We start from the raw sequence: 12,415 nt of genomic DNA on the forward strand, positions 1-12,415 counted from the left end.
GAATCCTGGGCATAATTCACTGATTTTTGCTCCAGAAGCATCCAGAAGGGCCGAATACCCCGGCAACTGTCTTTCCACGGTACGGGAAAATGCACACTGCAATAATCTCGCGGCGTCCGCTATGCGTCGCATGGAGCCAACGTGCCTTTCACATTGCCAAGAGACATTTACAACGTGAATCTACCCTAGAGCATCTCAACTTTGAAAAGTTGTATTCATTTTCCGTAATACACATGGGCAACTCAACATAACCCAAGGTAATAATAGAATAAAACAACACGCCTAGCGAGTGTCCGCTGCGCGTCCACAGAGCATTTCAAAGTTGCAATGCTCTAGTGCGAACCTATTTCAAAAAACTTCATGGCGGCAGTGGCTTCCTTGGGGGAAGCAAACACATAGGCAATGTCCCCGGCGTGCAGCGTAAAGTCGCCCCCTGGGTGGGGGAACATTTCGCCTTCCCTGCGAATGGCGACCACGGTAATTCCGGCCCGCTGGCGCAGGTTGCTTTCCATCAGGCTCACGCCATCCAGGGCAGAACCCGTGGCCACCGTAAAGGCAGAAACGGTCATTTCAGGCATATATTTTTGTAAAAAGCCAATATTAGTGCCTTCCACATGAGATTTGCGCAGCATGTCGTAGTTTTCCGCCCGCACTTCGTTGGTGAACTGCTCAATGGCGTCGCGCGGCACAAGGTACTTGGAAAGGACACGGGTGAAAATTTCAATGGCTGTTTCAAACTCTTCGGGAATAACGTTGCTGGCCCCCAGCTCCTTCAACGCTGCCACTTCCGCAAGGAAGCGGGTGCGCACAAGAATGTGCACGTTGGGGTTCATGTGCCGGGCCACTTCCGTAATGCCCCGCACGGCGGCCGGGTCGGAAATAACAATGCACAGCACCCGCGCCTGAAGAATGCCAAGGCTTTCCAGCATGGCAGGGTGGGTGGCGTCGCCATGGGTAATGGGTTCGCCCTGGGCTGCATAATGGCGCACGGTGTCCGGGTTCATTTCCAGAATGGTATAGCCAATGCCTGCCATGTTGGCGGCACGGGCCAGCAGCTTGCCGCCAATGCCAAAGCCAATAATAATCAGGTGGTCTTCCAGCCCGGCTTTTGTCTGCAAAGCTTCTGTTTCCCGCTCCTTCTTGCCCAAAAAACGCATAACGCGGTTGGCCAGGGTGGGGGAAGCATTCAGCAGAAAGGGGGTACCCACCATGGTAAGAATGCTGGCAGCCAGAAAAAGCTGGTAATTGTCCTGGGTAAGCAACCCTTCCTGCACGCCACTTTTGGCCAGCACAAAGGAAAATTCCCCCACCTGGCACAGGGCAAACCCCACCAGCAGGGCGGGGCGCAAGGGGTAACCCAGGGCCAGGGTGGCACCGCCTGCAAGCACAGCCTTCAGCCCAAGCACCAAAAGGGTCACCACAAGTATGGTGGAAATATTGGCCAGAAAGAAGTGCATGTCCAGCAACATGCCTACAGAAATGAAAAAGACGCTGGTAAACACGTCGCGAAACGGCAAAATACCTTCCAGGGCGCTGTGGCTGTATTCCGATTCCGCCACCACAAGGCCTGCCATGAACGCCCCCAAGGAAAGGGAAAGCCCTAGCTGGGCCGTAAGCCAGGCCGTGCCAAGGCAAATACCCAACGTGCTGATAAGAAACATTTCCCGGCTTTTAGTGCGCACCACCAAGGTAAGCAGCCAGGGCACGCCTTTGCGGGCCAGCAAAAAAATACCTACAATAAGGGCAAGGGTTTGCCCGGCTTTTATGGCAAGGGAGGCCATGTCTGCCTGCCCATGCCCTGCCAGAAGCGGCGTTGCCAGCATCATGGGAATAATAATTAAATCTTGAAAAACCAGAATGGAAAGGGAAATACGCCCCAGGGGACTTTCCATTTGCCCTTTCTGCTGCAACACCTTCAGCACAATGGCAGTGGATGAAAGCGCCACCAGAAAACCAAAAAACACGGCGGTGCTGGTACTTTCACCCGGCCAAAACCACAGGCAAAGGGCCACCACGCCGCCAATGGTAGCCGCCACCTGCAAGCCCCCGCCAATGAACACGGGCTTTCGCAAGCGAATAAGTTCGCTGATGGAAAGTTCCATACCAATGGAAAACAGCAGGAAGACCACACCAATTTCCGAAAGAATGGTTACCGATTCCGCATTCTGTACCAAACCAAAAGCAGAAGGGCCAAACAGGGCCCCGGTAATTAAAAAACCCACAATAGGGGGAATTTTAACGCGGCTGCACCCGTAGGTTACTGCGGTGGAAAGCAGGGCTATGATAAAAAATTCGCGGAGTAATTCTTCCATGGTATTCTTTTCCATTCGGGCTTTGGAGAGATGTGCGGGGTGGCCTTGCCACCCCGCACCCGCAGCCCTCATTCCACGGCTCGCTACGCTCGCGACCGCCGTCGGCTTAAAGGGCATGATGCCCTTGGAACCCCACCTTTGCGTTCAGTTTTCCGCAATGCGGAAAGCTGAACGCTAATGGGGGTCAAGGGGCGTCACGTCCCTTGCAGGGGGTATGGGGGACAGCGTCCCCCAAGAAAACGCTATTTAAATATGTAGGAATATTTGGCAGCAAGGCCTGTGGTGCGTTCTGCAATGCGCATGGCCAGGGCGGGCACTTCATCAAGGCTAACCACCCCTACTTCGCTGGCAAGGTAGCTGGTGAAGGCTGTGGAGCGTTCATGATACAGCCAAATAACGGAATAGGCAGAGCCCACGCCGGGGCGGGAAGTAAATTCAGGCTTTGTGCTGATGAGAATGCGAATTTTCGGCTCATCTTTGGCTGTTAAAGTAAACAGCGTGCCAGAATTGAACATTTCTTGAAGCTGCATGGAAAGCTTGGCCCCAATGGTGTCTGTGCCTTCCAGTTCCACAAAAACAGGGGTGCTGGGGGTCTTTGGCTGGGTGGCGTCTGCGGTAACAGATTTTGCTTCTGCCGCAGGGGGTACTTTGGTGGTCGTTTCCGCAGTCAGTACAGGGCTGGCAAAGGCCAGGGCTGCAAGCAACAGGCAGGATAACACAACAGAAAGCAGGCGGGCACGGGTTGTAAACATGGTCGTCCTCCTTATGTCCCGTTAATGGTCGGTGGTATGGCGCCTGGCAATAATGCAGGAACCACCCTGATTTGTAAGAGAGGGAAGGATAAAGGTCAATGGAAAAACTGAGCATTTCCAAAACCGCACATACCCCATTGCTCCGTTGCCCTCAATAAACGCCTAGCTTACCCCGGCCATAGTCCCTTGGCCAAACATACTTACGGGCACCTTCCGGTAACTTCCCCTTCTGTTTCCTCTTTTCTTTTCTGGAAAATACCTTATTCTTCCTTGACAAACAGTATACGTACGGTGCCCATTACAACTCTTTTGCCCTTTGGCTCCATTTGGTGTAGCCTGCGGCGCAACCAGGCCAGTTCCCACGGGGGAACGCATTCCCTGCACAGGGGAACATTGTCTGGCGGGGCATTTTTTTTGCACACAACGACAAAGAACAGCAATGCTGCCCCGCTCACAAGCCAGCGTGCATTGAGGCAATTTTGCTTGCAAAATGGCCCTGCACAGCGTGTCGTTTGCTTTTTACAACCACCTCTTTTTGCTTTTCCTTTTGGCGTAATGCCTGCCAGAAGACAAAAAGACAGCCAGACCCGATTGAAGGAACAATATGATTCTGCCTATTTTGCAATACCCTGACGCCCGGCTCAAGCGCAAAGCTGTGCCTGTGGAGGCCATTACCCCGGAAATTCGCACCCTTGCGGCAGATATGGTGGAAACCATGTACGCGCGTGACGGCATTGGCCTTGCTGCCCCCCAGGTGGGGGAATCCATTCACCTGATTGTGGTGGATGTAAGCGGCCCTGAAAAACGTGAAGACCTGCGCATTCTCATAAACCCGGTGCTGGAACTTTCCGGGCCGGAAGTGGAGTCTGAGGAAGGGTGCCTTTCCGTGAATGATTTTCGCTCCACCCTGTACCGCAGTTTGCGCGTTCGCTGCCGTGCCACTTCCCTGGAAGGCGAGCCCATTGAATTTGATGCCGATGAAATTCTGGCCATTTGCTTGCAGCACGAATGCGACCACCTGGAAGGCAAGCTGTTTATTGACCACATCAGCACCTTGAAGCGCATGATGTATGACAAGCGCATCGCCAAGCACGGGAAATAGGAGATGGAAGAGTCTGCGCACAAAAAACGCCCGCTGCGTGCCGTGTTCATGGGAACGCCCGCTTTTGCCGCCACGGTACTAGAAGCCGTGCTGGCCAGTGGCGAGGTTGAGGTGGCCGCGGTATATTGCCAGCCAGACAAACCCGCAGGCCGTGGCAAGGCCATGAAAATGCCGGAAACGAAAATTCTGGCCCTGGAAAAAGGCCTGCCCGTGCAGCAGCCCCTTACCTTTAAAGACCCTGCCGCCCTGCCCACCCTGCAAGGCTATGCGCCAGACGTGCTTTTGGTGGCCGCTTACGGCATGTTGCTGCCCCAGGCCGTGCTGGATGTGCCCCGCCTGATGCCACTTAACGTGCACACATCGCTCCTGCCGCGCTACCGGGGGGCAGCCCCCATTCAGCGGGCCGTCATGAATGGCGATACCGTGACAGGCGTGACCATTATGCGCATGGAAGCCGGGCTGGACACTGGCCCTATTTTACTACAACGGGCCATGGGCATTGGCATTAACGACACTTCCGCCACCATGCACGACGAACTGGCTGCGGCAGGCGGGGTGCTGCTGTTGGAAACATTACAGCGCTTGCAGGCAGGCCAGCTTACCCCCATTGTGCAAGACAATGCACGGGCAACCCATGCCGCCAAGCTGCACAAGGCAGAATGCCGCCTTGATTTACGCTTGCCGCAACTGCGCGTGCACGCCCTGGCCCGCGGGCTGTTCCCCTGGCCCGGCGTGCAATTGTGCTTGCGCCGGAATGGGCAGGAAGATTTGCTTGTGCAGGCAGAACCCGGCACCATGCCCTTTACAGAAGGGGCTACCGCCCTTTTTGCCAGCGCCCCCCACCCTGCCCCTGGCACCATTCTTGGCGTGCATGCAGGGGGGCTGGTAGTGGCCTGCGCCGATGGTCCTTATGTGTTTAGCGCACTGCGCCCCGCAGGGAAAAAAAACATGGACGGCCAAGCATTTATCAATGGCTATTGCAAGGCCTTTCCAGGCGCGGCGTTTATTCCGCCGGAGTAACATATGCTTCCAGGTTCCCCCCCAAACGCCCAAGGTCCAACGCCACCCGGCCTGCCTGAACAGCCGGGGCCTTCCTGTAAGGCTCCGGGGCAGGGCACTGCGGAAAAACGCATTCCTCTACCCTTCATCAGCGATGCCGGGCAAAAGCCGCCCCGCAAGCGGTTGTTCATTGGCCTGGTTACAGGAACCGCCGTGCTGCTGTGCCTGCTGCTTCTGCTGGGGTGGGTAATTCCCTATGTGGGGCTGGGCAACATTCATCCTGCCGTGCCCTATATAACCGGGGGCCTCTTTTTTCTGCTCATCGGGTGTGTGGTGTGGGCAACCCTTGGCCTTGTGCTGCAAATTCTTACGGGCCGTGCCTACTGGGGGGCAGAACGGGTACGCGGCCTCACCATCAAGCTGTTGCTGCCCCTTATGGAACTGCTGGCCCGTGTGGCAGGCGTTGCCCCCGGCGAAGTACGCCGCTCCTTCATTAAGGTGAACAACCAGTTGGCCCTGAGCCATGAAGGGAAAATTCCGCCCCAGCGCCTTTTAGTACTGTTGCCCCACTGCGTGCAAAACGCCAGTTGCCGCCTGCGCCTAACAGACACGGTGGAAGCCTGCGCCCGCTGCGGCAAGTGCCCTGTGGGCGGGCTTTTGGCCCTGCGCGACAAATACGGAGTGCGCCTTGCCGTGGCCACAGGGGGCAGCATTGCCCGGCGCATTGTGGTGGAAACCCGGCCCAAATTTATTATTGCCGTGGCCTGCGAACGCGACCTGGCCGCAGGCATTCAAGACACGCACCCCCTGCCGGTGTTCGGCATACTCAACCATAGGCCGGAAGGGCCGTGCCGCAACACCTGCGTAAACCTTGTGCTGGTGGAAGAAGCCCTGAAGCGCTTCGTGCAGCCCGCGCCGGAAGGAACGCAAGGGCAGGGATAGGACTCAGATTTTGTGTTTTTGGAATACCCATAAACCGTAGTGTTGACCAATACAGCCCTACGCAACAACCTTCCCTAAAGCCGACGGCAGTCGCGAGCGTTAGCGAGCCGTGGAGTGACAAGGCGGGGCGTAGGCGGCTACGCCGCCGGAGCATTTTACCCGCCGCAGGAGCGGAGCAAATCGAGTGAGGGCGGAGGGAACAGACAGCTTTGCTGGCTGTTCATCTCAACGAAGCCCGAGCGGAGAAAGGAAAAGGACATTACAGCAATCATGGCAGAGAAAAACGCACCCCGTAGCGGGCCAGCCCCCCGGAAAAAAGCCATGCACAAGGCCGTGCATGACCCACGCGCAGCGGCCCTGGTGGCCCTTGCCCAGGTGGTGGACGAAGGGGTTGCCTCACAGGCTGCGCTGGACGCCCTGCTTGTGCAGGCAGGCATGACGCCCTCGGACAAGCGCCTGTGCACGGAGTTGCTCTATGGCACCTTGCGGCGGTATTCGCGCCTGGAATGGTTTTTACACCGCTTCTTGCGCCAGCCGGAAAAGCTGCCTCGGGAAATGTTACTGGCCCTGCTGCTGGCATGGTATTCCATGACCTTTATGCGTATGCCCCACCACGCAGCAGTGGGCTGGGCTGTAGGCCACGTGCGCAACCGTTTTGGGCAGGGCCTTGGCAACGTGGCCAACGGCACGCTAAGGGCCATGCAACGCAGCCAAAAGTCCTTTTACGACTATGCCTTTTATCTAACGCACACCACCACAAAGCAGGAAGCCCTGGCCCTGTGGCACAGCGTACCCCAATGGGTAGTAGCCCTGTGGCAGCAGCAGTATGGGGAAGAAGCTGCCCTTGCCCTGTTGCAGGCTTCGGAAGAAGCCGCCCCTTCCGGCCTGCGTCTGAACAAACAGCATGCAGGGTGGGCTGCGGCCCGCCAGCACCTGCTGGATGAAACAGAAGACCCGGTGGTGGCCCTGGACCTTGCCGGGTGTGCCTCCTGCGAAGATGCAACCACACTGGCTGAAGCGGCAGAGCCCCAGGAAAAGGCACAGGCCAATAACCCTGGGGCAGAAGTACGCAACCGCACCAGTTCCAAAGCCATTTATACGGTGGGGGAATGCGCCCTGGCTTTTGGCGGCAGCCTGCCTTGGGAAGGTAAAAGCCTTGCCCGGGAAGGCAACGCCACACGGCAGTCAGCCGCTTCCTACCTGGCCCTGAGCGCCCTGCACCCCCACACATGGCCTGGCCCGGTGTGGGACGCCTGCGCCGGGCGTGGGGGCAAAACCCTGGCCCTTATGGAACTTGGGGTTCCCGTAACCCTTGCCGCAGACCCTTCCCCCCAGCGCATTGGTGCCCTTGCACAGGAAGCGGCCCGCCTCGGCTTTGGGCCAGAAGCAACCCCCCTATGCGTGGTAGGCAGCGCCCAGGAAGTGGCAGCAGGCCAGGGCCACATTCTTATTTCTGAACAAAACAGTGCGGCTGCGCAAAGCGCCCCCCTGGCCCAATGCATGGCAGGCGGCTTTGGGGCTGTATTGGTGGACGCCCCCTGCTCCGGCCTTGGCACCCTCAGCCGCCACCCGGAAATTCGCCTGCGCCGCACCCCGGCAGACGTGCAGGCCCTGGTAGCAACCCAGGCAGCCATTCTGGAAGCCGTGGCCCCGCACGTGGCCCAGGGCGGCGTGCTGGCGTACCTTACCTGCACCATGAACCAGGAAGAAAACGAAGAACGCGTGGCCGCCTTTTTGGCAGCGCACCCGGAATTTACCCTGGAACGTGAACATACCATTGCGCCGCTAAGCCCCTTGCGGGAGTTCTTTTACGGCGCAGTCCTGAGGAAACGCTGAGTTTTCTTTTTCTCCGCTCTAGCGGCGGGTTTTATGCTTCGGCGGCATAGCCGCCTGCGCCCCGCCGCATCGCTCCACGGCTCGCTACGCTCGCGACTGCCGTCGGCTTTAGGGATACGCCCTGAACCAAAGTCCACCCCGTAAAGAATACCTAACAAAAAACTGAGCGTTTCGTTTTTCGCTTACCGACATATTTGCGAGCCATTGCTAAGTTTTCCGTTTAGCGACAGAACTTTACTTACTTCACAGGAGCAGCTATTTTATAGCACCGTTTGTTTTAGTAACGTCCCTATGGAGGCAGACATGCGCGTTCTTTGTATGATTCTTGTGGTGCTCGTTGGCATGGCCCTTTGCACCGGGTGTGCCCAGGTAAAGGCCAAGGGCGAATATGAAGCCAGCACAGGCTACACCAAAAGATAACCTCACTCCCCAAATACTCCCAAGGATGCGGTAACCACACGTTGCCGCATTCTTGGCATTGCCCAGGGCAGGTCGCATGGTTGACATATGCGCCTCCCGTGCTTACCCATAGAAAATATTACTGACAATAAAATACTGGGGAACAGCGGCTTGCCGCCATAGCCATTTTTGGCACAACAACAACATATACGTAATTGAGCGCTATGAAAAACGATAAAGCAAAGGCGTACAAGGCATATGTGGCCCAGGAAGGAGAAATGCCTTCCTTTGACCCAAACCAGGCAAACCTTGGTGGGCTTATGCCGGAAGCACCGCAAACAGAAGGAACGGTTGAGCCGCAAGCGGCTTCTGCCTTTGATGCCCTGGCAGCCTTAACCGATGAGGAATTGCTGCATGCCTGTAAGCCCCGCCTTTGCGCTGTGTGCCCTGTGCAAAAAGAAGCCACCGAAACAAAGCTGCGCAGCCTTGCTGAAGTAGATAACGCCAGAAAGCGCATGGCCCGAGAAAAAGAGGATTTTTCCCGCTTCGCGGCTGAAGGGGTGCTGGCAGACATCGTTCCTTCGCTGGACAACCTTGACCTTGCCCTGCGCCACGCCACGCCCGATGAGGCTTGCAAAAACTTTGTACTTGGCGTTGATATGACCCGCAAGCTGCTGCTGGAAAGCCTGAAAAAACATGGCCTGGAAACAGTAGGCGTTGTGGGGGAAGAGTTCAACCCCGCCCTGCACGAGGCTGTGGGGCTTGAAGACTTTCCCGGCGTGGAAGAAAACCACGTGGGCAAGCTGCTTGGCCTTGGGTACAAACTACATGAACGTTTGCTGCGGCCAGCCCGTGTTGTGGTGTGCAAGAGAGGATAACCCTGAGGAGAATTCCCATGGGATTTGCTAAAAATATACTGACCTACACAGCCCGCAAAGCGCTGATAGAAAATAGTGCCCTGCAAAAAAAGTTTCTCGCAAAAGGGGTGTATGTTGTTTCTTTTGACCCGGAACTGATGTACGTGGAATGCCACCAGTGCGGCAAACCCGTTATTTGGGAAAAAGGACAAACCACCGCCCTTGTGGAATCTGCGGGCATTGATATAAATACGTTGGATGAGCGCTGCTTGGTACTTTCCGAAGGGTGCCCGTTATGCATGCCGGATGCCGGGGGTGAATACCCCGTTTCCATTGTGCGCATGGCCGGGCTGAGCCCGGATGAGGCGGTGCAAATGATGCATCCCGGCGGCAACGCGTAAGGAAGCGCTTCCTTTTAGGTATGAAAAGGGCAGGATGGAAACATCCTGCCCTTTTTCTTTTAAGGGGCGTGCCTCGTTTTGTACGGCACACACCGCCTCCTACAACCCCGCCATGGGTAATAACGCCCCAGCCAGCAACACCGCATGGGCACGGGTTGCCCCTGGCTGGGTGACAAGCGGGGTATTGACCACCTGCACGCCAAGTTCCTGCAGCCAGCCGTGGGGAATGCCCCCGGCATAGCCGCCCTGTTCCGCATCCACCACCAGGGCAGTCAGCACATCGTGCGGGCGTGCCCCTGGGGCGTCTGCCAGCAGCGTGGCCAGCAGGCGTTCCACCTGCACGCGCAGGGTAAGTCCTGTTTGTTCCGGGTCTGTACCCAGGTTGGGCACATACACCTTTGGGCAACGGGCAGCCGCCACAGCCTGCCCCACCCCACGGGGTAACAAATTAGCCAGCACGCTGGAGTAAAAACTCCCCACAGGAAAGCAGATTGTGCGGGCACCGGCTATGGTTTCTTCCACCTGGGGGCCAATGGCAGGGAACACAGGGCTTGGGTCTTCTTCGCTTGCCACAAGCCACATGGCCTCAATGGGGGCGGTGAGTTTTTGCTCCCCTTGCTCCCCTTTGCCTGTAAAGCGGTGCTGGCCCACCAGCACTTCACCCGTGGCAAGGCGCACCGCAAGGTGGGCGGGTTCTTCCACAACAGGCAACACCGTGCCCCTGGCCTGCACCATGTGGGAAAATTGCTCAATAACAGGCCACAGTTTGTGCCCTTGCCCAAGGTACCCTGCCGCAATAACAAGGTTGCCAATGCTGGCCCCGGCAAGGGGAAATTCCGGCGGCATATGCACGGCAAAACAGGTAATGTGGTGCTGAATAACTTGCTGGAAGGGCTGTGGCACCTGGCGCAACAACGGGTGGCGGCCTTTGGCAAGGCGCACCAGTTCTGCAAACAGGGCATTGGGGGTGCTTTCCTGCAAGCGGTAGCCCAGCAGGGTGCAAAGCTCGGCTATGCCGGGCAGGGCGGTGTTGGCAAGGGAAAGAATACGGTTGCGAATATCGCCCACGGCCGGCATATGGAAGGCCCGGCGCAAGGTGGCAGAGCTGCCGCCAGAATCAAAGGGGGTAATGATGTGGGCGCACAAATCGGTGCGGGCAGCCAACTGGCAGGCCGTTTCACGCAGGGCCGTGCCACCACTGAAAAACACAAGCTTTCCGGCACGCAGGGAAGAAGAATGGGCAGGTATAGACTGCTCCTTACCTGAAAAAATACATGATTTACTGGGCCTTGAATCTGCTACGGGGCCGTGGCAACGCTGGCAGGTTTACTGCCCATGCTGCTTTTTGCCGCGCCTTTGGCCCCATTGTTGCCTGCTGCCGGGGAAGCCTTTTTGGGGGCTTCAGCCTTTGCAGGGGCTTTGGCAGGGGCCTTGGTTTTGGCCGGGGTAGCCGTTTTTTTGGCCTGGGCCATGTCTGGCGGGGCAGAATGCAGCACCCCAGTGCGAACAGAGGCAGCCAGGGCCATAATGGAGTTGGCATAAATAGTCAGGTTGTTGTAGCGGCGCAGTACTTTACGTTCTTCGTCGCCATCCTGCTTACCCTTCCAGCCACTGCCTGCTAGATAGTTACCTACGCTGTGAATGGCGTCTGCCGGTTCAAACAGGTCTATTTTGCCGTTTTTGTTGCCATCAACCCCGAACAGGCTGATGTTGCTGGGCATAAACTGGCATATGCCAATGGCACCATACATAGAGCCCGGCATAATGACAGGGTCTACATGGTTTGCCGTGCAGTAGGTGAGTAAGGCTTTCAGTTCCTTGTAAGCCCAGGTGGAGCGCTCCTGCAACTTGGTGCGCAGCCAGCTATCATGCTCTTGGGTTAACGGCACTTCATACAGGGCAGGGCGTACTTTTTCAGGCTGGATGGAATCTGCCATGGAAGCAAGAATAAGCAGGGCGTTGTCGTTGCCCACATAAGTGCCCAGGCGCGTTTCCACATACAAAAGCGCCGCAACGGTTTCCTTGGGCACGCCATAGGTTTTTTCCATATTGATAAAGGTAGCCTTGTGTTCCTCTAAAAACGCACGGCATTTATCCACTGTGGCCTGGGTAACAAGGCCCTTGTATACCCGCGACTTACGCACAGATTCTGGCACTGGCGGGGGTTTTGGCCTGTTGGGGTCTCTTTGGAAGGTAATGGCAAACAGTTCCTTGATTTTTGCGCTCATGGGGGCAGGATTGTACGGGGGGAGCTGCGCAAAGAATCTGTCCACTTCCGGGCCAGTGATGTTGTCTGCCGCAAGGCGCTTCTTCAGTGGTTCCCAGCCCCCAAGGGCAATGGGCTGGCTGGGTTGTTCTGGCGCTGCGCTTGTGGCATTGGCTGCACTGCGCCCGCCGCCGCAGGCCGCAAGTAACACAAGGCATACTACCAGCAGCAGACGGTACAGACCAAAAAATGGACAACGTGGTTTCATCACAGGGGCACCTCAAAAAAATCAGTATACGTGGAAAAATTCCATAACACATAACGCTATCATCGTCTATCTATGCTTCCGTTCGGGTGTCATTTCTCCGCTCCTGCGGCGAGCAAGATGCTTCGGCGGCGTAGCCGCCTGCGCCTCGCCTTGTCACTCCATGGCTCGCTACGCTCGCGACTGCCGTCGGCTTTAGGGAAGGCTTTGGCGTAAGGTTGTGTTACCAACACTACGGTGTGGGGAAGCATTCCAAGCTCCTGCGAGCGAGTGGAGGCACCGTAGGTGCATCCATGCGCGAGCAGGGGGCTGTGCTTGGGCGGGGCGTTGGTGAAAAGATAGAA

General features: G+C 56.9%; 10 protein-coding genes. 6 read left to right on the forward strand and 4 right to left on the reverse strand.

The annotated features are described in order from the left end of the window. Positions 1-332 precede the first annotated feature (332 nt). Complete coding sequence (locus G497_RS0110625) at positions 333-2,312, reverse strand: monovalent cation:proton antiporter family protein (RefSeq protein WP_027188127.1); 1,980 nt, start codon at positions 2,310-2,312, stop codon at positions 333-335. A 242-nt stretch (positions 2,313-2,554) separates the two neighbouring features. Further along, entirely contained in the window at positions 2,555-3,064 is a 510-nt protein-coding gene (locus tag G497_RS0110630) for a hypothetical protein (protein WP_051258045.1), read from the reverse strand. A 604-nt stretch (positions 3,065-3,668) separates the two neighbouring features. On the opposite strand from G497_RS0110630, the gene def reads away from it, so the two are divergent. The 6 genes from def to G497_RS0110670 all read left to right on the forward strand — a co-directional run bounded on the left by def (position 3,669) and on the right by G497_RS0110670 (position 9,600). Continuing rightward, on the forward strand, positions 3,669-4,166 hold the full coding sequence (gene def / locus G497_RS0110640; RefSeq protein ID WP_027188130.1) for a peptide deformylase: 498 nt from the start codon (positions 3,669-3,671) through the stop codon (positions 4,164-4,166). Positions 4,167-4,169: 3 nt separating this feature from the next. Beyond that, positions 4,170-5,186 (forward strand): methionyl-tRNA formyltransferase, encoded by a 1,017-nt coding sequence (fmt, locus tag G497_RS0110645; RefSeq protein ID WP_027188131.1) that lies wholly within the window; start codon positions 4,170-4,172, stop codon positions 5,184-5,186. 3 nt (positions 5,187-5,189) lie between these two features. Beyond that, a complete protein-coding gene (locus G497_RS17780) occupies positions 5,190-6,107 on the forward strand; it encodes a DUF116 domain-containing protein (protein ID WP_084516211.1) in 918 nt (305 codons plus the stop codon). A gap of 270 nt (positions 6,108-6,377) precedes the next feature. Continuing rightward, entirely contained in the window at positions 6,378-7,943 is a 1,566-nt protein-coding gene (locus tag G497_RS17785) for an RsmB/NOP family class I SAM-dependent RNA methyltransferase (RefSeq protein WP_051258046.1), read from the forward strand. Between the two features lie 719 nt (positions 7,944-8,662). Beyond that, on the forward strand, positions 8,663-9,220 hold the full coding sequence (locus G497_RS0110665; RefSeq protein WP_439328862.1) for a nucleotide exchange factor GrpE: 558 nt from the start codon (positions 8,663-8,665) through the stop codon (positions 9,218-9,220). Between the two features lie 17 nt (positions 9,221-9,237). Further along, the gene (locus G497_RS0110670; RefSeq protein WP_156908052.1) at positions 9,238-9,600 is read left to right on the forward strand and encodes a hypothetical protein; all 363 of its coding nucleotides are present in this window, start codon (positions 9,238-9,240) and stop codon (positions 9,598-9,600) included. Between the two features lie 99 nt (positions 9,601-9,699). Here the strand turns inward: G497_RS0110670 and G497_RS17790 are convergent, their stop codons facing one another. After that, a complete protein-coding gene (locus G497_RS17790) occupies positions 9,700-10,809 on the reverse strand; it encodes a GAK system CofD-like protein (RefSeq protein ID WP_245576378.1) in 1,110 nt (369 codons plus the stop codon). An 89-nt stretch (positions 10,810-10,898) separates the two neighbouring features. Next, complete coding sequence (locus G497_RS17795) at positions 10,899-12,074, reverse strand: lytic murein transglycosylase (protein ID WP_051258048.1); 1,176 nt, start codon at positions 12,072-12,074, stop codon at positions 10,899-10,901. Positions 12,075-12,415 lie beyond the last annotated feature (341 nt).

The organism is Desulfovibrio cuneatus DSM 11391, from assembly GCF_000430005.1.
GTDB lineage: Bacteria > Desulfobacterota > Desulfovibrionia > Desulfovibrionales > Desulfovibrionaceae > Frigididesulfovibrio > Frigididesulfovibrio cuneatus.